The 25820-nt window shown below is 46.7% G+C and carries 25 protein-coding genes; 12 read left to right on the top strand and 13 right to left on the bottom strand.

Going from position 1 to position 25820, the window contains the following annotated elements; translation table 11 throughout:
• Positions 1–10: 10 nt before the first annotated feature.
• From GFS24_RS04245 to bioD, 5 genes are read right to left on the bottom strand one after another with little or no spacing between them, the layout of a single operon-like run.
• Positions 11–982: a polyprenyl synthetase family protein gene (locus tag GFS24_RS04245; protein WP_153658322.1), complete on the bottom strand. Its 972-nt coding sequence runs from the start codon at positions 980–982 to the stop codon at positions 11–13.
• Positions 983–997: 15 nt separating this feature from the next.
• A complete protein-coding gene (rnr, locus tag GFS24_RS04240; RefSeq protein WP_153658321.1) occupies positions 998–3082 on the bottom strand; it encodes a ribonuclease R in 2085 nt (694 codons plus the stop codon).
• Between the two features lie 26 nt (positions 3083–3108).
• Positions 3109–4191: a tetraacyldisaccharide 4'-kinase gene (gene lpxK, locus GFS24_RS04235; RefSeq protein WP_371729781.1), complete on the bottom strand. Its 1083-nt coding sequence runs from the start codon at positions 4189–4191 to the stop codon at positions 3109–3111.
• Between the two features lie 12 nt (positions 4192–4203).
• A complete protein-coding gene (locus tag GFS24_RS04230; RefSeq protein WP_153658320.1) occupies positions 4204–4791 on the bottom strand; it encodes a 5-formyltetrahydrofolate cyclo-ligase in 588 nt (195 codons plus the stop codon).
• Positions 4788–5429, bottom strand: a complete 642-nt coding sequence (gene bioD, locus GFS24_RS04225; RefSeq protein ID WP_153658319.1) for a dethiobiotin synthase — start codon at positions 5427–5429, stop codon at positions 4788–4790. The genes GFS24_RS04230 and bioD overlap by 4 nt, the downstream gene beginning before the upstream one ends.
• An 86-nt stretch (positions 5430–5515) precedes the next feature.
• On the opposite strand from bioD, the gene GFS24_RS04220 reads away from it, so the two are divergent.
• The 8 genes from GFS24_RS04220 (at position 5516) to GFS24_RS04185 (ending at position 12594) form a co-directional block, all read left to right on the top strand.
• Positions 5516–6874, top strand: coding sequence for a pyridoxal-phosphate dependent enzyme (locus GFS24_RS04220; RefSeq protein WP_153658318.1), 1359 nt, complete (start codon positions 5516–5518; stop codon positions 6872–6874).
• Between the two features lie 2 nt (positions 6875–6876).
• Positions 6877–7659 carry an ABC transporter substrate-binding protein gene (locus GFS24_RS04215; protein WP_153658317.1) on the top strand — a complete coding sequence of 261 codons (783 nt, stop codon included), beginning with the start codon at positions 6877–6879 and terminating at the stop codon, positions 7657–7659.
• A gap of 72 nt (positions 7660–7731) precedes the next feature.
• Positions 7732–8178, top strand: coding sequence for a ubiquinol-cytochrome c reductase iron-sulfur subunit (locus tag GFS24_RS04210; RefSeq protein WP_153658316.1), 447 nt, complete (start codon positions 7732–7734; stop codon positions 8176–8178).
• A gap of 175 nt (positions 8179–8353) precedes the next feature.
• The gene (gene fbaA / locus GFS24_RS04205) at positions 8354–9424 is read left to right on the top strand and encodes a class II fructose-bisphosphate aldolase (RefSeq protein WP_153658315.1); all 1071 of its coding nucleotides are present in this window, start codon (positions 8354–8356) and stop codon (positions 9422–9424) included.
• A 123-nt stretch (positions 9425–9547) separates the two neighbouring features.
• Positions 9548–10393 carry an acetyl-CoA carboxylase, carboxyltransferase subunit beta gene (accD, locus tag GFS24_RS04200; RefSeq protein WP_153658314.1) on the top strand — a complete coding sequence of 282 codons (846 nt, stop codon included), beginning with the start codon at positions 9548–9550 and terminating at the stop codon, positions 10391–10393.
• A 53-nt stretch (positions 10394–10446) separates the two neighbouring features.
• The gene (gene smpB, locus GFS24_RS04195) at positions 10447–10887 is read left to right on the top strand and encodes an SsrA-binding protein (protein ID WP_153658313.1); all 441 of its coding nucleotides are present in this window, start codon (positions 10447–10449) and stop codon (positions 10885–10887) included.
• Between the two features lie 107 nt (positions 10888–10994).
• A complete protein-coding gene (locus GFS24_RS04190) occupies positions 10995–12137 on the top strand; it encodes a hypothetical protein (RefSeq protein ID WP_153658312.1) in 1143 nt (380 codons plus the stop codon).
• A 43-nt stretch (positions 12138–12180) separates the two neighbouring features.
• On the top strand, positions 12181–12594 hold the full coding sequence (locus GFS24_RS04185; protein ID WP_153658311.1) for an META domain-containing protein: 414 nt from the start codon (positions 12181–12183) through the stop codon (positions 12592–12594).
• A 38-nt stretch (positions 12595–12632) separates the two neighbouring features.
• On the opposite strand, the gene GFS24_RS04180 is transcribed toward GFS24_RS04185, so the two are convergent.
• The 6 genes from GFS24_RS04180 to GFS24_RS04155 form a co-directional block, all read right to left on the bottom strand.
• Positions 12633–13019: a helix-turn-helix domain-containing protein gene (locus GFS24_RS04180; protein ID WP_153658310.1), complete on the bottom strand. Its 387-nt coding sequence runs from the start codon at positions 13017–13019 to the stop codon at positions 12633–12635.
• A gap of 23 nt (positions 13020–13042) precedes the next feature.
• Positions 13043–13234, bottom strand: coding sequence for a type II toxin-antitoxin system HicA family toxin (locus GFS24_RS04175; protein WP_153658309.1), 192 nt, complete (start codon positions 13232–13234; stop codon positions 13043–13045).
• A gap of 143 nt (positions 13235–13377) precedes the next feature.
• Positions 13378–15552, bottom strand: coding sequence for a peptidase domain-containing ABC transporter (locus tag GFS24_RS04170; protein ID WP_153658308.1), 2175 nt, complete (start codon positions 15550–15552; stop codon positions 13378–13380).
• 3 nt (positions 15553–15555) lie between these two features.
• A complete protein-coding gene (locus GFS24_RS04165; RefSeq protein WP_153658307.1) occupies positions 15556–16707 on the bottom strand; it encodes an HlyD family secretion protein in 1152 nt (383 codons plus the stop codon).
• A gap of 102 nt (positions 16708–16809) precedes the next feature.
• On the bottom strand, positions 16810–17274 hold the full coding sequence (gene rnhA / locus GFS24_RS04160; RefSeq protein WP_153658306.1) for a ribonuclease HI: 465 nt from the start codon (positions 17272–17274) through the stop codon (positions 16810–16812).
• A 37-nt stretch (positions 17275–17311) separates the two neighbouring features.
• Positions 17312–18949, bottom strand: coding sequence for an acyl-CoA carboxylase subunit beta (locus tag GFS24_RS04155; RefSeq protein ID WP_153658305.1), 1638 nt, complete (start codon positions 18947–18949; stop codon positions 17312–17314).
• A 108-nt stretch (positions 18950–19057) separates the two neighbouring features.
• Between GFS24_RS04155 and GFS24_RS04150 the strand changes: the two genes are divergently transcribed.
• Together GFS24_RS04150 and GFS24_RS04145 are read left to right on the top strand one after the other, a co-directional pair.
• Positions 19058–19516 carry a DinB family protein gene (locus tag GFS24_RS04150; protein WP_153658304.1) on the top strand — a complete coding sequence of 153 codons (459 nt, stop codon included), beginning with the start codon at positions 19058–19060 and terminating at the stop codon, positions 19514–19516.
• Between the two features lie 136 nt (positions 19517–19652).
• Positions 19653–20804, top strand: coding sequence for a DUF1624 domain-containing protein (locus GFS24_RS04145; protein ID WP_153658303.1), 1152 nt, complete (start codon positions 19653–19655; stop codon positions 20802–20804).
• Here the strand turns inward: GFS24_RS04145 and GFS24_RS04140 are convergent.
• Complete coding sequence (locus tag GFS24_RS04140) at positions 20801–21727, bottom strand: bifunctional helix-turn-helix transcriptional regulator/GNAT family N-acetyltransferase (protein ID WP_153658302.1); 927 nt, start codon at positions 21725–21727, stop codon at positions 20801–20803. The two genes, GFS24_RS04145 and GFS24_RS04140, sit on opposite strands and share 4 nt — an antisense overlap.
• A gap of 139 nt (positions 21728–21866) precedes the next feature.
• On the opposite strand from GFS24_RS04140, the gene GFS24_RS04135 reads away from it, so the two are divergent.
• Positions 21867–22574 (top strand): hypothetical protein, encoded by a 708-nt coding sequence (locus GFS24_RS04135; RefSeq protein WP_153658301.1) that lies wholly within the window; start codon positions 21867–21869, stop codon positions 22572–22574.
• 18 nt (positions 22575–22592) lie between these two features.
• Positions 22593–23873: a M64 family metallopeptidase gene (locus GFS24_RS04130; RefSeq protein ID WP_153658300.1), complete on the top strand. Its 1281-nt coding sequence runs from the start codon at positions 22593–22595 to the stop codon at positions 23871–23873.
• 57 nt (positions 23874–23930) lie between these two features.
• Here the strand turns inward: GFS24_RS04130 and GFS24_RS04125 are convergent, their stop codons facing one another.
• Positions 23931–25796, bottom strand: a complete 1866-nt coding sequence (locus GFS24_RS04125) for a M1 family metallopeptidase (RefSeq protein ID WP_153658299.1) — start codon at positions 25794–25796, stop codon at positions 23931–23933.
• Positions 25797–25820 lie beyond the last annotated feature (24 nt).

The following is a 25820-nucleotide window of genomic DNA, read 5'->3' as shown; positions in this document are numbered from 1 at the left end:
ATATCCCTTATCAATGCTGCCTCGTCAAAAGAAAATCGGCCAGGTCCCGGAGGGACTGCTTACGGCCGGAAAGTACGGCTATACTGTCCAGGTGTTCAAAGGCTTTTTGGCAGAACACCTCTTTTTCCTTCTCCGCCCATTTATCTACCTGGCAGTCATGGAACACCTGCAATACCTCTGCTACCTTGTTATCCGGATTGGTATCCATCAACTGGTGAAGGTGTTTCTTCTGCGCAGGTGTGCAGAGTTCCAGCGCTTTCAGCAAGAGGAATGTCTTCTTATTAATAAGGATGTCCCCACCCTGTTTTTTACCGAACTTCTCCGGATCACCAAATGCATCCAGGTAATCATCCTGGATCTGGAAAGCGATCCCTACATTTTTACCGAATCCATAGAGATGTTGTTGATTGCCTTCGCTCCCGCCGCCGATGATAGCCCCCATTTGCAGGCTGGCTGCCAGGAGTACAGAAGTTTTTAAGGCGATCATATTTACATAGTCTGTAAAATCCACCTGTTCCGGTTGCTTTTGTTCCATGTCCATATCCAGCTGCTGGCCTTCACATACTTCGCGGGCCGCTTTGTTGAATGCATGGGTGATCTTTGTGCGGATCTTTGTATTGATCTTGTTAAGGTATTCGTAACTATGGATCAGCATAACGTCCCCGGCCAGGATAGCCGCGGAATCACTATACTTGGTATGCACGGTAGGCATACCGCGGCGCAGCGGCGCCTTGTCCATGATATCATCATGGATCAGGGTGAAATTATGGAACAGTTCTACAGCATTCGCAGCATGATAGGCATCCGGATGGATCTCATCAAACAATTCATTCCCTAAAAGGCAAAGTACCGGCCGCACTCTTTTTCCCCCGATCCCTAAAATGTACTGCGCAGGATCATACAGGTTGGAAGGCTCGTCCGGAAACTGTCTTTTACTAAACTGTTGTTCAAACTTCTCTGATAATTCTTTAAATGAATGCATGATAGCTGCTTATTGTTACTTTTTTTTCTTCCTGGCTTTTGCTTTACCGTAACTGTCCACCGAACTGCCGCGTCCTTTGCCTTTTGGCTTTGCCGAACGATCCGGCCGGTAGGACGAAGTAGGTCTTACGTCTGCGCGGCTGCGACTTTCTGTATTTCCGTCGTTCTCTATCAGATCATAATCCAGCTGGCGTTTTGCGAGGCTGGCCGCTACCACGCGGATAGTTACTTTATCACCGATGCGGATCTTGCGGCCCGTTCGTTGTCCTACTAATGCATAGTCTGTTTCAGACTGGCGGAATTCCTCATCCATGTTATGAATGCTTACCAGCCCTTCACATTTTGTATCCACGGTTTCTACCCAGAATCCAAAATGTGCTACACCGCTTACCACGCCATCAAAGGTATCACCAATGAATTGCTGCATGTATTCCACCTGTTTGTATTTGTTACCGGCACGTTCTGCTTCCATGGCTTTCCTTTCCATTTCAGAAGAATGTTTGCAACGTTTTTCCAGTTGCTTATCCGGTTTGATATCACCTGCCAGGCATTGTGCCAGGATGCGGTGTACCAGTACATCCGGATAACGGCGGATAGGGGAAGTAAAGTGGCAGTAATGTTCAAATCCTAAACCATAGTGGCCCACATTCTCTGTGGTATAAATAGCTTTAGCCATGGTACGGATACCGAGTGTTTCCAGCACATGCTGTTCCGGTTTGCCTTTCACCGCCAGCAATAACTGGTTGAATGATTTAGCAATAGCTTCCGGGCCGCTCATATCGAATTTGTATCCGAACTTATTTGCAAACACCGCAAATACATGCATTTTCTCTTCATCCGGTGTATCATGCACCCGGTAAGGGAATGGCACAGGCTGCTTTTGTACTTTCTGTTTGGAAACATATTCTGCTACAGTACGGTTGGCCAGCAACATGAATTCTTCGATCAGCTGATGCGCTTCTTTACTTTCTTTCACGGTGATGCCGATCGGTTTCCCTGTTGCATCCAGCTGAAAGCGTACTTCCTGGGAAGAGAAATTGATAGCACCGTCTTTAAAACGTTTCTGACGCATGGTTTGCGCCATACTGTTCAGCAGGAATACTTCGGGTTGATAAGGACCCTCACCTGTTTCTATCACATCCTGCACTTCTTCATACGTGAAGCGGTGCGCGGAGTGGATCACTGTTCTGCCTATCCAGTATTGTTTCACTACCGCTTTTTCATCCATCTGGAATACGGCAGAGAAAGTAAGTTTATCTTCATGCGGCCTTAATGAACAAAGTTCATTAGAGATCTTTTCCGGCAGCATCGGCAACACCCTGTCCGGCAGGTATACGGACGTGGCACGTTTTTCTGCTTCAATATCCAGGGCGGTGGAAGGTTCTACATAATGGCTCACATCTGCAATGTGTACGCCTACTTCATACAAACCACTTTTCAGTTTCCGGATAGAGATGGCATCATCAAAATCTTTGGCATCTACAGGGTCTATCGTGAAGGTGAGGATCTTGCGGAAGTCTTTCCGGTCTTTGATCACACTGTCTCCAATGTTTTCTTCGATGGTGGCCAGTTCTTCCAGTACTTCATCCGGGAAGCTCAGCGGGAAACCGCTTTCAACCAGGATCTCTTTCATAGCCAGGTCATTGGTATCGCTGGCATCCAGGATCTCGAGGATCTCTCCTACCGGTTTGCGGGTCTTTTCTCCCCAGGCTACGATCTTCACCACTGCCTTATCACCATCCTTTGCACCTTTGAGGGAATTTTCCGGGATATAGATGTCGGGCATAAAGGCCCCTTTATCCGGGAGGAGGAAAGCGAAATTCTTACTTAGCTGTATAGTGCCGGTAAATTCTGTTTTCTTTCTTTTCAGTACATCGGTAATATAACCTTCTGTGCGGCCACGCTCTTTGGCACTGCCTATCACATCTACCAATACTTCATCTCCGTCCAGTGCGGAGCCGATGTTCTTTTGTTTTACCAGGATATCGCTGGCCAGGCCTTCTACTGCCACATATGCCATTCCTGTACGCGTTACATCCACAATACCTTTGTAGGTCTTCTTCTGGCTGCTGTTCTTTTTGGGTTTATCTTTTTTTGTCATTGACATGATTTTAGGTGCGGCGCTTTCTACTCAGCGTATTCATTCTCAGCCGCTAACATAGCCTTTACTACGTAATCAAAAATATAACTATTAAACGAATCTGCCTCTCCAAAGAGGAATTGCACTTCCACCGGAAGAACGAAGAACGGCAATCCCATACCTGTCACCCTGTCCCGCAGCAGATGCAGCCTAACAGCATCCTTTTCAGTAGTTACAATGTATTTATGGTCGCCATCGAGCTGATCCAGCTCCAGCTTTATCTTGTCCAGGTCCTTTTGTGTGTAGTAGTAATGATCAGGGAAAGAGAGCAGATGTACGTTTGCAAACTTTTCCAGCAAATGTTGTACCAAAGGCTCCGGTCTGGCAATTCCGCAGACCACCAGGATGGAGGCATCTGCCATTTCCGGCCGGGTTTCCGTCTGGAAGAGACCATAAGGCTCCCCATACTGCAAAGTGGTGAAAAACACCTGCTGATGCGGCAATGGGCTGATCTCCCGGGCGATGGATTCCTTCTCCTGTATGCTCAGGTTTTGAGGGCATTTGGATACGATGATCCCATTGGCACGGTGATACCCTTTCCTGTCTTCCCGCAACCGCCCAAATGGCACAACATGGTCCCGGGTGAACAACCGGCTGTGATCTGTTACCATCAGGTTCAGGCCCGGTTTAATAGAACGGTGCTGAAAAGCATCATCCAGCAGGATCACCTGCGTTTCCGGCCGGTCTCCCAGCAACTGGGGCACTGCCAGCATCCTTTCCTCTCCCACACATACCGTTACATCCGGGAATTTCCGGTGAAACTGCATCGGTTCATCTCCAATATCCGCAGAGCTGCTGTCCGGCGCCGCTAACAGGTAGCCTTTCGTTCTCCTGTTATATCCACGGCTTAAGGTAGCCAGCCGGTAACTTTGCTTTAAAAGACGAATGAGGTATTCCACATGCGGGGTTTTACCCGTGCCCCCTACAGAGAGGTTACCTACTGCTATCACCGGAAGATCGAACTCCACTGCGGTAAGCATGCCGTTATCGTATAGCCGGTTCCGTATCCACAATACAAGTCCGTATAAAAGGGAAAAAGGATATAAGAGATATTTTAAATACTGCCACACTGGGTTTTCGTTTTAAGCGGTAAAAGTATAGATCCGTTCCGGTGTAATGATGTGGTCCATGGGCACATCACCTTCAAAAACATCTTCGATCTGCCCCGGAACGGGCTCAAAGAGACTTAATCCAATTTTCAGTACATCCTCCCTGCACTGGCGGAGGAAAGTGTCGTACATCCCCTTCCCATATCCCACCCGGTGGCCCGCTTCGTCAAAAGCCAGCAACGGAACAAATACCACATCTATTTCCTTCGGAGTTACCAGCTGCCCTCCTTCCGGTTCGGGAATACCATATGAATTATGGATCAGTGTGGTGTTATCGTCCCAAAGGTAATGCTGCATGCTGGCGGTTGCAAGATAGGAACGGGATAACACGAGGGAAATATCCGGATACTGCTCCCGCAGCCAAACTGCCAGCGGGTAAGTATCCACTTCTTTTTTTGCAGTGATGGGAAGGAAAAGATGCACATACCTGCGCTGCGGAGGCAGTGGGAATAATTTGCATTGTTCCAGTAAACGGGTATTGAGCGCTGCCGCTTCCTCATCTGAAAGGGCCAGCCGTTTTGCCAGGTAAGCTTTCCGGATCTCCTGTTTATTACGGATCATGCAGAGAATAATTGTTGTAATGCCGGCCGCATCAGTTCCGCCTGCGTCTGCACAAATTCCTTATTCAGTTTGCGTGCGCGGGTTATGCGGGCAATCCGGGGATATTTACTCCAGCTAATGATATCATCTTCGTTGGAATGATGGTCTCCGTTAAAGATCCATCCGATAACGGGTATGCCTGACTGTTTGAGGGCCATGGCAGTGAGGAGGCTGTGATTGATACTGCCCAGGTAATTCTGCGCAACGATGATCACCCTTGCGCCCAGGGCTTTGATCAGGTCAATCGTAAAAAAGTTCTGGCTGATAGGCACCATTAACCCGCCAGCGCCTTCTATCACCAGCGGTTGATCTGCTTTTTGAAATTGCTGTGCCCGCTCCACGATCTTGTCCTCCAGGATAGTGATCCCTTCCCTGCTGGCAGCCAGATGCGGAGACGCCGGCATGTGTAAACGGTACAATTCATCTTTAACATGGGAAGGCTCGCTCAGCAATGCTCTGACCGTTTGCGTATCCGTAGTATCCTGCAGGCCCGCCTGGATGGGCTTCCAGTATTGGGCGCCCAGCGCTTCCGTTACACAGGCGGATGCCACTGTTTTTCCTACGCCGGTACCAATTCCGGTGATGAAGATGTTGTTCATAACAGCAAATATAGGGAGCTTAGGCGTCAATGAGCTACTTCAATCTCAACCAATTCCCTTAATTTCGTTACCTAACACATTAGATGATGAAGTACTGTGAAAACATTCTTGAAACGATAGGAGACACACCCCTTGTTAAGCTGCACCGCGTTACTGCCGAACTCCCCTGCACCGTATTTGCCAAGGTGGAGTTCTTTAACCCCGGCAACTCCATTAAAGACCGTATGGCTATTAAAATGGTAGAAGAAGCCGAGAAAATGGGCCTGCTCAAACCAGGAGGCACCATCATTGAAGGTACCTCCGGTAATACAGGGATGGGCCTGGCCCTGGCAGCCGTGATCAAAGGTTATAAATGTATTTTCACCACTACTGATAAACAATCCAAAGAAAAAGTGGATATCCTGAAAGCAGTAGGCGCAGAAGTGATCGTTTGCCCTACCAATGTGCTGCCGGAAGATCCTAAATCATATTATTCCGTATCCAGGAGGCTGGGTAAGGAAATACCAAATTCCTTCTACGTTAATCAATACGACAACCTCGCTAACCGGGATGCACATTATGAGCAGACCGGCCCTGAGATCTGGGATCAGACGGATGGTAAGATCACCCACCTGGTAGTAGCCACCGGTACCGGCGGCACCATTACCGGCACGGGTAAATTCCTGAAAGAAAAGAACCCGGACATACAGGTATGGGCTATTGACAGTTATGGTTCCCTGCTCAAAAAATTCCATGAAACAGGAGAACTGGATATGAGTGAAGTATATCCTTATATCACAGAAGGTATCGGGGAAGATTTTGTGCCGCAGAACTATGATATGAATGTGATAGATCACTTTGAAAAAGTAACAGATAAAGATGGCGCCGTGATGGCACGCCGCATCTCCAAAGAAGAAGGCATCTTTGTGGGATACTCCGCAGGATCTGCCATAGCAGGGCTCCTGCAGCTGAAAGCAAAATTAAAACCAACAGATGTGGTGGTAGTGATCTTTCATGATCATGGCAGCCGTTATGTAGGTAAAGTATACAATGATCAGTGGATGATGGAGCGTGGTTTCCTGGATGTGAAAACAGTGAAGGATGTAGTGAACAGCCGCCGCAATCTGCCATTGGTGACCATCCTGCCGGATGAAAAAATTAGTGATGTGATCGCGAAAATGAAGAAATACGACATTGAACATTTACCCGTATTACAAGGCAATGAATTTGTGGGTTCTATTTCTGAAAGCGGATTGTTTATCAAACTGATAGACCAGCCGGACCTGAAAGAAGCATCCGTAAGAAGCGTGATGCAGAAAGCATTCCCCATCGTAAATATGGAAACGCCCATCGAGAAATTAACGATGTACATCAACAAAGAGAATGGCGCCGTGATCACGCAGGACGAAACCGCTAATTATCATATCATCACCAAATACGACATTATCCAGGCATTGGGTAATTAAACATGCTGTATACAGATCAACTAGGCCGGGAGATAGAGATCACCTCTCCTCCCCAACGGATCATTTCGGTGGTGCCATCGCAAACGGAATTATTATATGACCTGGGTGCTCACGTAGTGGGCATCACTAAATTCTGTGTGCACCCGGAAGAATGGTTCCGTACTATCACCCGCATTGGCGGCACCAAACAATTACACCTGGATAAAATAGCCGCCCTGCAACCGGACCTTATCATTGCCAATAAAGAAGAGAACACCAAAGAACAGATAGAAACACTCGCATCACAATTCCCCGTATGGATCAGTGATATACATGATCTGGAAGGCGCCTGTGATATGATCACATCCATCGGCCACATCGTTGGCAAACATCATGTTGCGAATAAAATAGCCGCTACCATCAAAGAACGTTTTGATCTTTTACCAACCCTTCAACCCGCCGTTCCTACTGCCTATTTTATCTGGCGCAACCCATGGATGATTGCAGGCGGTGATACTTTCATTCATGAAATGCTCCGCACCATCGGGTTAAGGAATGTGTTTGAAGACCTGCCCCGTTATCCTTCCATTACACTTCCCCAGTTAGCTGCCAGCGGCTGCCGCCTGGTATTGCTCTCCAGCGAACCTTATCCTTTTAAAGAACAGCACATCGCTGAAATACAGGCTTATCTTCCAGACGCAGTGATACAACTTGTAGATGGAGAAATGTTTTCCTGGTATGGCAGCAGATTATTACATGCACCTGCTTATTTCAGCAAATTACTGGAAGCAGGCAACCTTCAATAATTACGCTTCGTAATAATCCTGAAAATCCAATTACTAACCTGATAATCGAAGCGTCCAAAAAATCACTCAATTATGGAAAGAAGAGACTTTTTGTCCAACATGGGCATCACCCTTGCTATTGCCTGTACTGCCGGTTTGGCTGCGTGTGGTGGAAAAGGAGACGATCCGGCACCTAATCCTCCCGGTGGTGGCGGAGGCGGTGGCGGTGGAGCAGACAAGCTCACTGTTAACCTGGCCACCCAGGTCCCTAACGTAGGAGATTACATTATCAGCGGCGGCGTAGTATTGATCCGCCTGGCTGCCGGAAATGTACCGGCTTCTTTTTCAGCCGTAACCAGCACCTGCACACATATGGGCTGTACTTTATCAGGCTATAACGGCGGTTTGATAGAATGCCTCAGCGCCTGTGGCCATGGCAGCAAATACAACCCTGATGGTACAGTGTCCAATGGCCCTACCACCACTGCTCTTACTAAATATACAGTAACAATAAGCGGTACAACACTCACTGTTAAATAATTCTTTACCCGGGCTGTATTAAAAAACAGTCCGGGTTTGTTAATCCCCTCTCTCAGCCCCCATCTTTGCAAGAAAACTAAATATTGCCTTGTTGCAATGCCAAATCTTGCAAAATTGCAAATTCTGAAATTCCTATATTTGCTTTCCTTTAAAAATCAAACGAAAAAGATCATATATGGGAAAGTACAAAGCCGGCGTATTATTCGGTGAAGAGCTGGAAGCGCTCTACAATGATGCCAAAGAGAATGAATTTGCTATGCCCGCAGTGAATGTGGTAGGCACCAACTCCGTGAATGCCGTACTGGAAACAGCAGCTAAGGTGAATTCTCCGGTGATTATCCAGTTTTCCAATGGCGGCGCCCAATTCTTTGCCGGTAAAGGAATGCCCAATGATAAATTGCAGGCCAATATCTCCGGAGGTATCTCTGGTGCAAGACACGTACACGAAGTAGCTAAATACTACGGCGTACCCGTTATCCTGCATACAGACCATGCTGCTAAAAAGTGGCTGCCCTGGATAGATGGTTTGCTCACTGCCGGTGAAGCTTTTAAGAAAGAAACCGGTCAACCCCTCTACAGCTCTCACATGCTGGACCTTTCCGAAGAACCGATCCATGAAAATATCGAGATCTCCAAAGCTTACTTCGAAAGAATGAACAAGCTGGGTATGAGCATTGAGATAGAACTGGGCGTAACCGGTGGTGAGGAAGATGGCGTGGATAACTCAGGCGTGGAAAACTCCCTCCTGTACACCCAGCCGGAAGATGTAGCTTATTCTTATGAGCAACTCTCCCAGGTAGGTACCCGTTTTACCATTGCTGCTGCTTTTGGTAATGTACACGGTGTTTACAGTCCCGGAAACGTTGAATTGCGCCCTGAGATCCTGAAGAACAGCCAGGATTTCATCCAGCAAAAATTCGGCACCCCTACCAATAAACCTGTATTTTACGTGTTCCACGGTGGTTCCGGTTCTCCCAAGAACCAGATCAACGAAACCCTGGGTTACGGTGTGATCAAAATGAATATCGACACAGATATGCAATGGGCGTTCTGGGAAGGTATCCTGGGTTACTACAAAAAGAACGAAGCCTTCCTGCAGGCGCAGCTGGGTAATCCTGAAGGGCCCAACAAACCTAACAAAAAGTACTACGATCCGCGCGTATGGCTGCGTAAAGGCGAGGAAACTTTCGTGAGCCGCCTCGAAGAAGCTTTCACCGATCTGAATTGCATCAATCGCAATAAATAATCATATTATAGCCGTAAAAGCCCTCCCGATTTCCCGGGGGGGCTTTTGATTTACGGAAAAATTGAATTTATCCGTATCTTGCACCACTTATTCTTTATCTAATTTTATATCTCAAACGCTAGTATGAGCTGGTTTAAGCGAGTTAAACAAGGAATTTCCACCACTACCAGTGAAAAGAAGGACGCACCGGAAGGTTTGTGGCACAAATGTCCTAACTGTAAGAAAACATCCACTATGCAAGACCTGAAAGAACATTTGTACGTATGCGACAAATGCAACTTTCACAACCGTATCAATTCACCTGAGTATTTCGAGATCATTTTTGATAATAACGCCTTTGAAGAATTATTCAGCAACATCTATCCAAAGGACCAGCTGGGCTTCAGCGATCTGAAACCTTATGGTGAAAGGCTGAAGGATGCACAGAAGAAATCAGGACTTTCAGATGCTATGCGCGTAGGCACCGGCCACGTAAATGGCAACGGTTTGGTAGTGGCCTGTATGGATTTTAACTTCATCGGGGGCTCTATGGGCTCTGTGGTAGGAGAAAAGATCGCCCGGAGCATCGATTATTGCATCGCCAACAAGTTACCGCTGATGATCATTTCCAAATCAGGCGGTGCCCGGATGATGGAAAGTGCCTTTTCCCTGATGCAAATGGCCAAAACGTCTGCCAAGCTCACACAGCTGGCCGCCGCACGCCTCCCTTATATTTCATTAATGACAGACCCCACCACCGGCGGCGTAACAGCCTCTTATGCTATGCTGGGGGATATCAATACAGCGGAACCAGGCGCCCTCATCGGATTTGCCGGACCGCGTATCATCAAAGAAACAATTAAAAAAGACCTCCCCGAAGGCTTCCAGAGCGCCGAGTTCCTGTTGGAACACGGATTCCTCGATTTTATCCAGGATCGTAAAGAACTGAAGAATAAATTGACTACGCTGCTGCAGCTTTTTAAGAATTAAGAACCCGTTCTGCCCAGCCGGCTCAATTACGGCTGGACAGAACACCTGGTATCATGGCAGAATTAAAGAACAGATCGGCTTATTTTGAATTTGCGATAGAAGATAAATATATCGCCGGCATGGTATTGACCGGTACGGAGATCAAATCCATCCGGGAGGGTAAAGTAAGCTTTAACGATAGTTTCTGCTATTTCACTAAAGGAGAACTGTTTGTGAAAAGCATGCACATTGCCGAATACTCCCACGGATCCTATGCAAACCATGACCCCGTGCGTGAACGCAAATTATTGTTACAACGAAAAGAACTAAAGAAGATCGAGAAGAGAATGCAGGAACGTGGTTATACTATCGTTCCCCTCCGTATTTTCCTGACCGAAAAAGGTATTGCCAAGATGGAAGTGGGCCTCGGCAAAGGTAAAAAACTGCATGATAAGAGAGATTCCATCAAATCACGTGAAGTAGACCGGGAATTACGCCGTAATTATAAAATATAGGCGCCATTGTTAAAACAATGATAATTCTCAATGTGTTATTCCTCTGAAAAATTCAATCCGGATTCTGGCCCATCATTTGCCTTATCCTGATTGTAAACAACAGCTATATGAATACCTATCTCCGTTACCTGCCTGTTTTCCTCGCTATGGTCCTTTTTTCCTGTAAATCCGGTGAAAAGCTCTTCAACCAGGGCCGCTATGACGCCGCCGTGGAAGCTTTCGTAAAAAAGCTCCAACGCCGCCCGGCTGATGCCACTTCCCTTCAATTATTGCCCCAGGCTTACGCCGCCGCCATGGAATACCATGAAGGCCGTGCCAAACAAGCCCTGGCTTCTAATAATGATCTCAAATGGGAATCCGTACGTAATGAGTACAATTCCATGCAGCGCCTGTATAATGTGATCCGCTCCGCTCCCGCTGCCAGCGCCATCGTAAAACCGAAAGACTACTCTTCCGCACTGGCCGGCGCATTGGAAAATGCCGCTGAAGCCCGTTATGAAAGAGCCGTGCAGCTGCTGGACATGGGAGATAAACAAAGCGCCCGCGAAGCTTACGATGAATTCACTGCCTCCCTTCAGCTCAGTGCCAATTACAAGAACGCCGCAGAACTGAGGAACGAGGCTTATCAAAGGGGCCTCGTACACGTAGTGATCAGTGAAATTGCCATCAGCTCTTCTTATTTCCAGTTCACCGCAGATCAGTTCCGCGATGCCGTAACGCGCCAGCTGGAACAACGCCAGATCAATAACTTCGTGAAGTTCTATGACGAACGTTATGTTCGCAACCAAAAGGATTTTCAGCCGGATCAATACCTGGAAATGCGTTTTAATGATTTCGTGGTAGGCCAGACCTATGTGAACCGTTCCCAACGGGAAGTTTCCAAAGTGATCAGCGTACCCAGCAATCAAAAAGATTCCACCGGTAAACCGATCTATGTGGATATAACTGTGAAGGCTACACTCTTCATTACTAATAAAACCTTAGCCTCCAGCGGTTACCTGGATTACCGCATCACAGACGTTACCAATAATAAATTATTGCGGCAGGACAGGGTGCCCGGTTCCTACACCTGGCAAAACCAGTTCGGTACCTATCGTGGAGATGAACGTGCTTTAAGTAATGAGGACAAACGCCTGATAGGTGGCAGGGACATTCTCCCCCCTTCCCCGCAGGACTTGTTTGCAGAACTCACACGCCCTATTTACGACCGGCTGGCCAGTGACCTGCAGGGTTTTTACAGTCGTTATTAACCATTCTTCTTTTTGAGTGTTATAAACGATAAAACCTCTCACAATGAAGAAGCACCTCTCAGCCTGGCTGGCAGCAGCCATCATGTTATTTATGGTCAGTTGCGCATCCTCTCAGAAGAGCAATGGCTCTAATGAAGCCGATCTGTTTAAATCCTGGCGTGCAACAGGGTTTGATACCACTGGCGCCGAACATAGCCCCACCATTGCGTTTGATCAGGCACAGAACAGGGTTTCCGGTAACGGGAGCTGTAACAGGTATTCCGGTGGGTATACATTAACAGCGCCGGATAAAATAGCATTCTCTCCTTTAGCGTCCACCAAAATGGCCTGCCCCGGTTTGAATGTAGAGAGCAGGTATCTGGAGTTACTGAATAAAGCAAACAAATGGAGTATTAAAGACGGCGTATTAACGTTGAGCCAGGATGGCACTGTGTTATTGACGTTTGTTGCAGAATAAAATTGAACAGGGCGGATCGAATGATCCGCCCTGTTTGTTTATACTAATTCAAGATGCATAAACTCCTTCCCCAGATCCCTTATCCCCGTCAATATCCTGTTCACCTGTTTTTCAGAAGGCACCTTAATACGGTTAGCATATTGTGAAAGCAAAGATTGGCTGATGCCGATCCGTTCCGCGAGTGCAGAAGCATTGATCACTTTATAATACTCAAAGAATTGCGCCAGATCAAGACGAATGATAACATCTTTTTCTGTAACTTCTTTTAATCCTTTGTGCTCCATCCAGAGGTTTGTGGCCTCCATGACGTTCTTTCTTATCTCGGCCATATTTTTGCCGGTTGTAAAGATGGGATATCGATCTTCTTCTGCAAAAGCAGAAAAACCCGTACCCGTTTTTTCAACAATAAATACCATCTTTTTCATAAGTTCTTTTTTTACAATGGGCATTATTTCAGCCCCATTTGTTTTAAAATTTTCTGTTCTACTTTTTTAGAAACTTCTGCACTTCCATGATCTGCAAAAGTGATTTCTTCATCCGGCCTATCCGGGTGACCTAAAATAGAGTGGCTTCCTTTCGCCCTGCGGATAACAAACCATCCTGCCCTGCTGAGCAGCCTCTTTAATTCCGAACATTTCATTGGATTAACAATTTAAAGGTACTAAATTTATTACTATTAACAAACAAAAACGTAATTATTTTATTACTTTTCACTAAGCATAAGGAAAAGCCGCTCTGGAAAGAGCGGCTCTGCATATATTCCATGAAAAACCATTGGAAAACCTAAAGTGGTATTGCCTGATGATGCTGCCACAATCTGGAGTAGATCGCGTTATTCTGCAACAACTGGCTATGCGTGCCTTCTTCTGCCATCACACCTTCCTGCAACACAACAATTTTATCTGCATTCATCACCGTACTTAAACGGTGTGCTATTACAATAATAGTTTTGCCTTCATCCCGCAACAGCTGCATCACATCCTGCACATATTGATCTGATACAGAATCCAGGGAAGAAGTAGCTTCATCCAGGATCAGTATTTCCGGGTTCCGGTACAATGCACGTGCAATGGCTACCCGTTGCCGCTGGCCACCGGAAAGGTTTACACCATGTTCACCCAGCATGGTATTAAAACCATCCGGTAATTTTTCAATGAACTGGATGATCCCTAATTGCGTGGCGATCTGCAGCACACGTTGCATATCAGGCTCCACTTCTCCCACAGCAATGTTTTCCATTACCGTACCTGCAAAGAGATCGATCTGCTGCGGCACTACGCTCACGCGTTTACGCAGGCTATCATTATCAATGTAGCGGATATCCATTTTGCCAATGAGGATGCTTCCTTCCTGCAAAGGATACAGGTTTTGCATCAGGGCCATCAGGGTAGATTTCCCGGACCCGCTCTCTCCCACTATCGCTGTTATTTTCCCTTTCTTGATATGCATATTAAACTGCCGGAACACTTCCACCCGCGTACCATACCGGAAGGATACATTCTGGAACACCACATCTCCTACCAGTTCCGGTGTGAGCGTTACTTTATTGCCGGATTCCTCCTGCTCCAGGTCCATGATCTCAAACAAACGGTCTGCTGCTATAAGGGCATCCTGCATACTCCTGTTAGCGCCAATGAGGCTCATAGCCGGACCGGTGAAGTAACCGATCAATGCATAAAAGCTGAGCAGTTCCCCGGGGCTTAATTGCCTTTCCATCACAAAATAGGAACCTGCCCATAAGAGGATCACTACAAATGCACTGGTAATGAAACCACCTGCATTACCAATGTACAGGTTGGTAACAGAAGAGGAAAAGATCGTTTTCAGGAGTTTCACGAAACGGTTCTCCGTTTTCATATTCGCATAATCTTCCAGGCCAAAACGTTTGATGGTAGCTACAGAGTTCAGGGATTCCACCAGCTGGCTGCCCAGTTCTGCATTTTCTTCCATCAGCTTCCGCTGCATCTTTTTATTCACCTCATTACTGATCCAGTAAATGATCCCATAAACAGGAAGGATAGCGAGCATGATGATGGCCAGCTTCCAGTAATAGGTGAACATGAGGCAGAAAGAGAAGATCACGATGAATACATTTACAACGAGCCCGATCGCTATATCGTTGATGAATACACGGATCTTCACGGCATCGCTGATGCGGGAAGTGATCTCTCCCACGCGCATGGTATCAAAGAATTGCTGCGGCAGCCGCAACAGGTGTTTATAGTAACCGAGGATCAGCCGCGCATCTATCTGCTGACCTGTTTTTAAAGCAAATACACTTTTCAGCTGCCCGATGAATAATTGCAGTAGCAGGATCAGGATCATGATGCTACCCAGCAGGTTCAATAAGTTCTTATTGCCTTCCACCAGAACATTGTCTATTATTTTTTGTACATAGATGGAAGTAGAGAGGCCAAGGATCGTATAAACAATGGCGCCAAAGAGCGCCTGTAACACAACGCTTTTATGCGGTTTTAATAAATACCAGAAACGTTGCAGGTGAGAGATCTTTTCGTTACCTGCTTTAAAGTCTTCCCGGGGCATGAGGAGAATGAGCACATTCGTCCAGATGGCTTTGAAAGCATCGTGTGTTAATTTATGGAACAGCCCGTCTGCCGGGTCCATCACTACCACATGCGTTTTAGTCACTTTATAGATAACAACAAAGTGATGTAGCTTTTCTTTTACCACCACATGCGCTATGGCAGGTTTGGGAATATTAAAGAGTGCTTCCCAGGGGCCTTTCACACCTTTGGCTTCAAAGCCCAGTTTATTAGCAGCTTCAATGACGCCCAGTACGTTGGTGCCTTTACTATCCGTGGCAGCTAACTGGCGGATGCGGGCAACAGGTAACTGCAACTGGTAGTGTGCTGCAATGGAAGCAAGGCAGGCGGCACCACAATCACTGATATCGCGCTGGCGGACACGGGTATTATTTTTTAGACGTATAGCGGACATGGTTTATTTTTTTCCGATCGAATTCGGATTCATCCAATCATCGGTTTTATCATAGAGGAGCTGAAACAAGCTGCGTTGTGTAAGAATGAAGCGGGCCTGTAGTGTCATCCCTTTTTTCAGTTTGCCTTTTACACCACTGGCCGTGCGTACTTCTGTATTGGCAAACTGGCATCTTACTTTAAAGATGGGTTGATTATCCACGAGCGTGAAATCATTGTCTACAGATTGCACGGTACCTTCCACCACGCCCCATTCATTATAGTTAAAAGCATCTACCTGGAACTTAACGGGCATGCCGGGTTTGAGGTATCCGATATCTTTGGGAGAAACAAGGCATTCTGCCACCAGGTTGGAATCAGGAGAGATGATGCCCATCAGTTCTCCTATCTGTATATAACCACCGGCATATCTTCCGCTGAATTGTTGCAACGTACCACTTACGGGCGCTTTGATCAGGTTCCATTCCTTTTGTTTTTCCAGCTGTGCAGCATCTGCCTGCAGGCTGTTGCTTTCTGATCTGTACCGGCTCAGTTCTTCCTGCCAGGCACTGCGTTGCTGCTGAACAGCAGAGCGGTACATCGCTGCGCTTTTATCATATTCATATTGTTTATCGCGCAGTTCTTTCTCTGCGATCACTTTATCTGCATAGAGCTTCTTATACATGTCCAGATCACTTTGCAGCTTGCGCATAGTACCCTGCTGCTCGCTGAGCGTGGACATAAAACGGGAGTATTGCTGCTGATAAAGGGGAGATTGTAATCCGCCGCCGCCACCACCGGAAGCCAGGCGGGCGAGGTCATTTACATAGGATTGCCTTTGTTTCAGTTCAAAGGAATTCTGCATCAGTTTGCTGTTGCTGATATCCTGCTGCAGGCGAAGGATGAGCTGGCCTTTCTGCACGTGCTGCCCTTCTGTAGCCATCACCTCTTCGATGGTGCCGGCAACAAGGCTGCGCAGTTCATTCTTTTCCGTAATGGGGCGCACAATCCCACCGGATTTAACAGAAACATCTACTTTAATGAAAGGTAATGCAAGCAGGCTGATCAGCACTGCTAAGAGAACCGTTGTATAGATCAGCTGCGTTCTTACCTGCACGCGGGGTAACCACGTAAAGGTTGAATGCTCGATGACCTCCACAGGAAAGAGTTGAGGCATGCACAAATTTCAAATAATGAAAAATAGTGCTTAACGGTTCAAAAAGGAAGAATCTTGCTTAGAGATTGAATAGCAAATTACAAATATTTATTGAAAAAAATACTATGCCCCCTGTTCATATCCTTCATCTGTCAGTAAACCACCGCCATCAGCAGCAGCGGTGGCTAACTCATCACAACGGTTATTTTCAGGGTTGGAGGCATGGCCTTTCACCCACTGGAATTTTACTTTTTGTCTTTTATAGGCAGGAATGAAACGTTCCCAGAGATCGCGGTTCTTTTTATCCTTGAAACCAGTTTTTACCCAGTTCCACAACCAGCCCTTTTCAACAGAATTACAGATATACTGGCTATCGGTATAGATCGTAACAGCATGCCCATCTTTTTTCAAAGCTTCCAATGCAACGATCACCCCCAGTAATTCCATGCGGTTATTCGTGGTCATTCTATAACCTTGCGACAGTTCTTTCCTGTGACCGCCGGACAGCAGTACAATACCATAACCGCCCCGGCCGGGGTTTCCGCGGGCAGCGCCATCTGTATAAATAATAATCTGCTGAGTCGTCAATGCGTAGTTTTAAGGGAGCAAATGTAGTAATTCTCCCTTACACCTGTATCACCCCTGTACGGAACATCTCCTCAACAGGTGCATGGTTACAGGCTTTCAGGCATTCTGCCACTATCTTCCTGGTATGCACCGGCTCAATGATCTCATCTACCCATAACCTGGCTGCCGCATAATAAGGTGTGGTTTGCGCGTAGTATTTGTCTGTAATATCCTTCAGTAATTTTTCTTCTGCTTCCGGTGTGATCACTTCGCCTTTTGCTTTGAGAGAAGCTACCTGGATCTGCAACAATGTTTTAGCAGCCTGTTCGCCACCCATCACCGCTATTTTTGCATTGGGCCATGCAAAGATGAAACGCGGATCATATGCTTTTCCGCACATGGCGTAATTACCCGCACCATAAGAGTTACCAATGATCACCGTGATCTTGGGCACTACGGAATTGGCCACTGCATTCACCAGTTTGGCGCCGTCTTTAATGATACCGGCATGTTCACTTCTGCTGCCCACCATAAAGCCCGTTACATCCTGCAAGAAGAGCAGCGGTATTTTCTTTTGATTACAGTTCATGATGAAACGTGCAGCCTTATCAGCGCTATCGTTATAGATCACGCCGCCCATTTGCATCTCCCCTTTTTTGCTCTTCACCATTTTGCGCTGGTTCGCTACGATCCCTACGGCCCAGCCTTCAATACGGGCATAACCGCAAAGGATGGTTTTCCCGTAATCTTCTTTGTATTCATCAAACACAGAGCCATCTACCAAACGCTGGATCACTTCATGTACATCGTAGGATTTTGTACTGTCCATCGGAATGATCCCGTACAATTCATCTGCAGACTTTAGTGGTGCAACAGGTGTTATATGATCAAAGCCTGCATCTGCAGGTTTTCCCAACCGGGAAATGATCTGTTTGATCCGGTCCAGGCAGGCTGCTTCTGTTTTGAACTTATAATCGGCAATACCGGAGATCTCTGTATGTGTAACGGCGCCGCCTAATGTTTCCGAATCAACCTCTTCGCCGATGGCCGCTTTCACGAGGTAAGGGCCCGCCAGGAAAATAGAGCCGTTGCCTTCTACCATCAGTACTTCGTCACTCATAATGGGCAGGTAAGCCCCGCCGGCCACGCAACTCCCCATCACGGCGGCTATCTGCGTGATACCCATGGCACTCATTTTGGCATTGTTCCTAAAAATCCTTCCAAAGTGTTCTTTATCCGGGAATATTTCATCCTGCATAGGAAGGTATACACCCGCACTGTCTACCAGGTAAATAACCGGCAGGTGATTTTCCATGGCTATTTCCTGCAGGCGGAGGTTCTTTTTACCGGTGAGCGGGAACCAGGCCCCTGCTTTCACCGTCATATCATTGGCTACGATCACACATTGCCGGCCGCTCACATAGCCTAATCCGGCCACGGTGCCCCCTGCCGGGCAGCCACCATGTTCTGCATACATATCGTAAGCCGTAAAGGCCCCTATTTCTGTAAATTGACTGTTCTTATCTATCAGGTAGTTAATACGCTCGCGGACGGTCATTTTGCCACGCTGGCGAAGCTTTTCAATGCTTTTCTTTCCCCCGCCCTGCTCAATCACCGACAAACGTTGTTTCATGGTGCTGACCAACCGGCGCATATGGTCTTCATTCTTGTTAAATTCCAATTGCTGTTCCTCCATAAAGTGGTAGATATTTGATTAAAAATAAGGGAAATGGCCGAAAATGGCCTGCTAATTGTTGAATGGAGGTTGGAATCATATCATTGGAAGAATCTATAACTTTACAGCATGTCCACACTCATCGTATTATCTGAATCATTGCAACACATCTACCAGGGTCAGCCCTGGCTGGAGGTGACCGTTATGGAACATTTGCAGGAAGTTGATGCAGAACAGGCATCTAAACGCATCGGCCAGTCTCATAATATATGGGAACTGGTGAACCATCTTATCTGGTGGAACAAGAATGTGATCCGCAAACTGTATGGTGAAAGCCCTGAACAGGACGGAGACCTTCCGGACTTTTACTTCCCTGAAAACCACGGAGAAAATAACTGGCAGGCTACTTTAAGCCGCCTGGAACATTCCATCACAGAAATGGTGGAAACCGTGCGGAACTTCCCGGAGGAGAAGCTGTTCACCCCGGTACCCAATACCCAGCACAATGCTTACTACTATATACAGGGCGTTTTACAACATGTGCCCTACCACCTGGGGCAGATAGTGTTGCTCAGGAAGTATGCTTAAAATGATAAAACGCCGCTGATCAGCGGCGTTTCTTTTTTACATAGGAGATGATTAAAAGTACTGTTGGTCGTTCAGAATCCAATATATATACTTATTTTCATATTCTATCCCATATTATCAACCAACTTATCTTGCCATGCATCGGATCTATTCCATTGATGTTTTACGGGGGCTTATAATGATCGTTATGGCATTAGACCATGTACGCGATTTCTTTCACGTATCTGCCATCACCGGCGATCCCTTAGACCTTCAAACCACTAATCCCGCACTCTATTTCACCCGATGGATCACCCATTTCTGTGCCCCGCTTTTTGTGTTCCTGTCCGGCTTATCCGTTCATCTTATGAATGGCAGAAAAAGTAAAGCGGAGATCAGCAAATACTTATTTACGCGCGGTTTATGGTTAATATTCATAGAGGTGACTGTGATATCTTTCGGTTTCACTTTTAACCCTTTCATGAACCTCATCGTTTTGCAGGTGATCTGGGCCATTGGTATCAGTTTCCTGGCCCTGTCCGTATTTGTATTCCTGCCCTGGCAGGCTATATTGGGCATAGGGTTATTCATCACCCTCAGCCATAACCTGCTGGATAAAGCAGGCCCGAGTGCGTTCATGGAATTTGCGCACAATACCCGTTACACTTATTACCAGCTCTTCCCTGGCCATGGTGTGATGGTATTCTATCCTTTTATACCATGGATAGGTATCCTGTTCATGGGGTATGGATTGGGCAGGTTATTCCTGCAGGACGTGTCCGTTGCAAAACGCCGGAAAATACTGATCACTACCGGGCTCACGATGATCGCACTTTTCTTTGTGGTAAGAGGGATCAACAACTATGGAGATCCACGCACCTGGGCACCACAAGCAACAGTTCTGAAAACGATCTACGCCTTCATGAACATTACAAAATATCCTCCCTCCCTGATGTACACATTGATCACCATAGGTCCGGGATTATTGCTGCTGGCGGCTCTGGAACATGCGCGCGGAAAGCTGGCAGGTATCGCGAAAGTATATGGCAGCGTACCTTTCTTCTATTATGTCCTGCATTTTTATATCATCCATACATTAACGGTGATCTTATTCTTTGCATCAGGATATGGTATGAATGAGATCGTAAACCCACAAAGCCCGTTCTTATTCAGGCCACCGCAATTTGGCTATCCCTTATGGATAGTATACCTCATCTGGATAGCTGTGGTGGCAGTATTGTACAGGCCCTGCAAATGGTTTTCACAATACAAGCGAACACACAGTTACTGGTGGCTCAGTTATCTTTAACGGAGTTTCAGTTCATATCTTTCTTCATACAGGTCCTGCCCCCAGATGCTTTGTGGCGTGGAAGCCGTTTTTACGAAACCTGCTTTCATGTACATGCTGCCTGCTGTAGTTTGCTGATGCGTGGTGAGCAGGTAAACAGACCTGAAATTTTGTGCCCTGCAGAAAGCCATGGCCTCACCCATGAGCTTTTTGCCCAGGCCCATGCCCCGGAATTCAGGCCGTAACAGGAACCAGCGCAATTGCCCCACACCTTTCCCTTTTCCGATAATAGCTATCATACCTATCAGCTCCCCATAACAGGAAGCCAGCCAAACCCTGTCCCTCGCAGGATCATAGGTTTGCATGAATTCATATAAGGTTTGTGTAACGTACGTTTCAAATGCAAGATCGTACTGGTATTCCTGCGCATAAAGGATACCATGCAAACGGATCATATCACCAATGTCCCCCGGCTGCAGGCCATGACGGATAGTGATATCTTCCATGGTGGGTGTGCTATCCGGCGCTTTTAATAAACACCGCAGGATACTCATAGCGTGAGCGATCTTCTCCTGCTGTGCAGGTGCCAGGTCTTTCAGCATTTCCCGGATCTGCTCATTGGACAATTCATTCAGGCTGCTCATCAGTTTCTTACCACGGGCGGTTAACTGCAAATAGTAAGAGCGGCCGTCTTCCGGTAAAGGATGTTTGATGATCAACCCTTTTTTCTCAAAGCTGCGCAGGATCCTGCTGAGGTAGCCAGCATCTATTTGTAAAGCATCCCGTATGCCGGTAGCCGTAGTTTGCCCGTTAAAATCTATTTCATACAACACCCTGATATCCGTTAGGGAATAGTCCGTATCTAAGAAATGTTGCTGCAACAACCCCAGCTGCTTCGTGTAATACCGGTTGAACTTTCTAATATTGGAAATGAACTGGTTCATAATACAAATATAGTAATTAGTTGTTTTTGTCAACTAATTTATTTGACGAAGGCAACTATTTTTAGCGTATTAATACCTACCTTAAAAAGATATTTTAACTGTTACTTGCAGACAGATCACACCCCAAAATCACATTTCTATGAAGCAATTTATTTGTTTGACCGCCGTGATGCTGATGCTCTTTGCAGTATCCTGCATCCGGAGAACCGGGCAGTCCACGGCCTTTACTGTTTCACAAGACATCTCCTCTCCGGGAGACATTATCCTTCTCCAATTCTCAGACACTACAGAAGTAGACACCAGTGGCATGGAAATGACCTTTGGTAAAGAAGCGGCCTTTATATCCGGTCAGGGCCCGCAGGGAGCCATTGCGGTGATGGTACCCGATATACCTTCCGGCAAAGTAAAACTGTCCGTTTCCCGGAAAGGGAAATTGCTGGGTGAATCCGATTTCACCATCCAGGACAACCCTGCCAAATCCATCGCACTCAGCATGCAGGGGAAGGAATTTAAAGTGCTGGCCAGCAAAGGCACCAATAATCCTGTAGAACAATACCTGGGCACAGAAGGCCGTATGCTGGCTTTTGATGTACTGGATGCAAAAGGTGAACTGGTGATGACCGGCACCGTACCCCACCCTGGCGCTATGGAAGTATTCACCGCCCCCAAAGTGATACACCGGGAAGAGATGCATGAACACATGCCCTCCTTCTTTTCCATCACCATCCCCAATGCAAAAGGAAAACTCACGATAAAGTTTTATGAGCCGGACAGTAAGGTGAGCATCACTTCCGGCAACTTCAGCAGCGCCCGCAAACTGATCTCAGAAATAACCTTTAATAACTAACCCTAAAAAGTATTCATTATGAAAACACTTGTTAAAGGATTATTCGTGCTGTTAATCCTCATATCCATTCGTGTAAGCGGCGCCGTTAATATTCAGAAGAATGGCCTGCTCAATTATACTGCCGTGTTACATAACGGCTCCGTAGCAACGAAATACGATATTGTATTTGTTGGTGATGGTTTTACCGCCGCACAGCAGGATGCTTTTAATGCAGCGGTAGACAGGGCCGTACTGGCATTGCAGAATCTGCAACCCTATGGCAGCAGGATGTGCGCCTTCAATATCTGGCGGGTAAATGTGGTATCTGCACAATCCGGTACAGATCATCCCATCCAGGGCACTTTCGTGAATACGGAATTGAACACCCGATATGGAGATACCTCTCACGGTGAAGCAGAAAGATGCATCACCAGCGACACACCGGAAAAATGTTATGAAGCCGGTAACTATGCGCCTGCCGCAGATGCCGTATTTGTATTGGTGAACGACCCGGGATGGGGCGGTTGTGCCGGTGGATTGGTGTTCTCTTCCATTGCTTTAAATTTTGAAGGGATCATCACACATGAATTAGGACATAAAGTAGCCGCACTGGCTGATGAATATGATTGTTACAGGTGTGATAGTTCTGATGACAACCGCACTTATGATGCTGCCCTGGGAGAGCCCCCTGCAGTGAACCTCACCATCAATACAAACCGTGCCTCTATTAAATGGGGCTCATTCATAGATGCAGCCACTCCCCTGCCTACTACTTCAGACATACCTGCCGGTGTACCAGGTTTGTGGGAAGGTGGCGGATATAACCGCTTTGCCATCTTTCGCCCACAGAACAACTGCCACATGCGTGACCTGAATGCTTTCTGTGTGGCCTGCCACCAGGAAATGAACAGGGTGCTCACCGGTAAATGCACGCCTTGCGAAATTGATCCGATGGGTCGTTTTTGCCAACTGCTCGAAAGGCTCAAAGATCTGTACTGGGTGAATTGGAAATGCAGGTTCCGCTGGCCTGTTCCCGGTTGCCCCTATTGCCCTCCGCCTGATTTCACCAGGGAAGATCTCATCCGCGTGATCCTGGAAGGTGTGAACCCACGCGAGTTTGATGTACGGGTGATAGATGATGCAGGCAAGGTAGTGGCCACAGGGCAAGGATCAGAGAAACGTATGGAATTGGCTTATACAAAGAAAGGCAAGACCAATTACTTCGTGGAACTAACCGCAAGGGACGCATCCAGCCAGGGCAAAAAGACCAATATTAAAACCAACCTCTTCGTGAACAACAAAGAGGTGGCATTATACTAAATGAATTTCTTCGCAATAGTTAGAAGCATAATCCCCTAAGCACCCGAAGGCCCGGATCTACCGGGCCTTCTCTTCTTTCACCTTTACATAAAAATTCTCTGTATCTACTTTAATGTCCTTCTTCTTTATGGCAATGGTACTCCAGTTGTCTGTCGGATAAATGAATATATACAGCCCATCCACCGTTACCCTTACCGGCATTTTAAAACCCGGAATAGTATTATTCCATTTATAATACAACTGGCCGCCTTTCTTGTAATAAGCCAGTTCAGGCACCAGTATCGTTCTTAAATACTGATCAAAGAAAGGGGAAAGATCAATGCCCGCCTTTTTGCTGATATAGGTTTCCACATCATGCGTGGTAACCGTCTGGTAAGCGAAATCCTTTTGAATACCGCGCAGGATATCAAAGAATAAAGTATCATTATTCAGCACACTCCGCAGGGTATGAATAACGCGGCAACCTTTGGAATACACATCATACAGATTATAGTGCACATGGTTCACATCGTATTCTCCGATCATGGGTTCTTTATTATCCACAGGTTCCCGCTCTAATGCTTTTACTGCTGCTTCGTGCCCTTTTGTGAATTCCAGCATTATCTTCTCCGCATAGGTAGCAAAAGCTTCATGCAGCCAGAAATCTGCAAAGTCTTTCATGGAAACATTATTGCCCCACCACTCATGCGCTACCTCGTGCGACATCAACCTTTCCAGTTCACCATTCATCGCCTGGAAACCACCAAGCGCCACACAGCTTTGATGTTCCATAGGGTATACCGTTTCTATCAGTTTAAAACCATCCCGTGGAAAAGGATAAGGACCGAAGTGTTTTTCAAACTGTTCCAGCATAGGCTTCACTTTGGCGCTGAGCTTGCGGGCATTCTCCAGGTGGTTGGGCAAACAATAGTAATCCAGTGTGAGATCCCCATAGGTGTCCGAGAAATGTGTATAGTCTCCTATATTAAATACGATGTTATAATTATTAATAGGGTAACTCACAAACCATTCCGTAAGCGTTCTGTTACCGGGAAGTGCCACTTTATTGCGTAATCTTCCGTTGGAAATGTTCTGCACATCATCCGGTACGATCACACTGATCAGTGTACTGTCCGATTCATCTGAAAGATGGTCTTTATTCGGCCACCAAACGCTGGCGCCAGAACCCTGCATCACGATCTGTGCAAATGTTTTTCCGTTCTCATCCTTCCGCCAGAGCATGCCGCCATTCATGGATACCGAGAGATCAGGTTCCTGTGGCCGGCCATGATAATACACCCTGAATTCATCTATACTACCCTGCGGGATCACAGCAGGGAATTGTATAAATACAGCATCATATTCCCGGGTGTAAGCTAAGCGCTGTCCTTTATACAGGATGCTATCTATAGACATGTTCTCATAAAGATCTACCTGTAATTCACGGAAGGGTGTTACAGTGTTGAAACGGATCAGGGAATTCCCCTCCAGGGTACGGGTAGCAGGATGTACCTCTACCGTGAGGTGATAATAAGTAACATCATAACAGCTTCTCAGGGGAGAGAGTTTGCCCCGTAAAGTATCTGCCCTGGTAAATCCATTTTGCCGGTTAGGTGCCCTTTTGGCTTTGGGGAACGTTGGATCGTCCCAGATTTTAAAACAATCATAGTCTTTGCCTCCCTGGTTAACGATCATTTTACCGGGAACAAATTCTACGATCGCTTCCGGTTTCACAATACCTACTTTGTATTTATTGTTTCCAAGGGGATACATTACGCGTAAAAGATTGGGGTCCTCAAAAAAACGCAGGGTGTCATTTTCTACCTTCACACCAAAAGTACGCATCGGGTTCAGGTTAAACTGATACGTTCCAACAATAGTACTTTGCTGGGCTTTTCCATATTGTGCCAGCAATAAAAAGAGGAGGATCATCCGAATATTCATGTGGTTCCAGTTTAGACTGCAAAC

Source organism: Chitinophaga sp. SYP-B3965, from assembly GCF_009647655.1.
In the GTDB taxonomy this organism is placed as follows: Bacteria; Bacteroidota; Bacteroidia; order Chitinophagales; family Chitinophagaceae; genus Chitinophaga.
Note: the sequence above shows the minus strand (reverse complement) of the source record. Positions and strands in the feature narration are given on the sequence as shown.

Excerpts from the sequence above, each read along its gene's own strand:
- GFS24_RS04245 (WP_153658322.1), bottom strand. The coding sequence starts at position 982 with ATGCATTCATTTAAAGAATTATCAGAGAAGTTTGAACAACAGTTTAGT.
- rnr (WP_153658321.1), bottom strand. The coding sequence starts at position 3,082 with ATGACAAAAAAAGATAAACCCAAAAAGAACAGCAGCCAGAAGAAGACC.
- GFS24_RS04230 (WP_153658320.1), bottom strand. The coding sequence starts at position 4,791 with ATGATCCGTAATAAACAGGAGATCCGGAAAGCTTACCTGGCAAAACGG.
- bioD (WP_153658319.1), bottom strand. The coding sequence starts at position 5,429 with ATGAACAACATCTTCATCACCGGAATTGGTACCGGCGTAGGAAAAACA.
- GFS24_RS04220 (WP_153658318.1), top strand. The coding sequence starts at position 5,516 with ATGAAGTACTGTGAAAACATTCTTGAAACGATAGGAGACACACCCCTT.
- GFS24_RS04215 (WP_153658317.1), top strand. The coding sequence starts at position 6,877 with ATGCTGTATACAGATCAACTAGGCCGGGAGATAGAGATCACCTCTCCT.
- GFS24_RS04210 (WP_153658316.1), top strand. The coding sequence starts at position 7,732 with ATGGAAAGAAGAGACTTTTTGTCCAACATGGGCATCACCCTTGCTATT.
- fbaA (WP_153658315.1), top strand. The coding sequence starts at position 8,354 with ATGGGAAAGTACAAAGCCGGCGTATTATTCGGTGAAGAGCTGGAAGCG.
- accD (WP_153658314.1), top strand. The coding sequence starts at position 9,548 with ATGAGCTGGTTTAAGCGAGTTAAACAAGGAATTTCCACCACTACCAGT.
- smpB (WP_153658313.1), top strand. The coding sequence starts at position 10,447 with ATGGCAGAATTAAAGAACAGATCGGCTTATTTTGAATTTGCGATAGAA.
- GFS24_RS04190 (WP_153658312.1), top strand. The coding sequence starts at position 10,995 with ATGAATACCTATCTCCGTTACCTGCCTGTTTTCCTCGCTATGGTCCTT.
- GFS24_RS04185 (WP_153658311.1), top strand. The coding sequence starts at position 12,181 with ATGAAGAAGCACCTCTCAGCCTGGCTGGCAGCAGCCATCATGTTATTT.
- GFS24_RS04180 (WP_153658310.1), bottom strand. The coding sequence starts at position 13,019 with ATGAAAAAGATGGTATTTATTGTTGAAAAAACGGGTACGGGTTTTTCT.
- GFS24_RS04175 (WP_153658309.1), bottom strand. The coding sequence starts at position 13,234 with ATGAAATGTTCGGAATTAAAGAGGCTGCTCAGCAGGGCAGGATGGTTT.
- GFS24_RS04170 (WP_153658308.1), bottom strand. The coding sequence starts at position 15,552 with ATGTCCGCTATACGTCTAAAAAATAATACCCGTGTCCGCCAGCGCGAT.
- GFS24_RS04165 (WP_153658307.1), bottom strand. The coding sequence starts at position 16,707 with ATGCCTCAACTCTTTCCTGTGGAGGTCATCGAGCATTCAACCTTTACG.
- GFS24_RS04155 (WP_153658305.1), bottom strand. The coding sequence starts at position 18,949 with ATGGAGGAACAGCAATTGGAATTTAACAAGAATGAAGACCATATGCGC.
- GFS24_RS04150 (WP_153658304.1), top strand. The coding sequence starts at position 19,058 with ATGTCCACACTCATCGTATTATCTGAATCATTGCAACACATCTACCAG.
- GFS24_RS04145 (WP_153658303.1), top strand. The coding sequence starts at position 19,653 with ATGCATCGGATCTATTCCATTGATGTTTTACGGGGGCTTATAATGATC.
- GFS24_RS04140 (WP_153658302.1), bottom strand. The coding sequence starts at position 21,727 with ATGAACCAGTTCATTTCCAATATTAGAAAGTTCAACCGGTATTACACG.
- GFS24_RS04135 (WP_153658301.1), top strand. The coding sequence starts at position 21,867 with ATGAAGCAATTTATTTGTTTGACCGCCGTGATGCTGATGCTCTTTGCA.
- GFS24_RS04130 (WP_153658300.1), top strand. The coding sequence starts at position 22,593 with ATGAAAACACTTGTTAAAGGATTATTCGTGCTGTTAATCCTCATATCC.
- GFS24_RS04125 (WP_153658299.1), bottom strand. The coding sequence starts at position 25,796 with ATGAATATTCGGATGATCCTCCTCTTTTTATTGCTGGCACAATATGGA.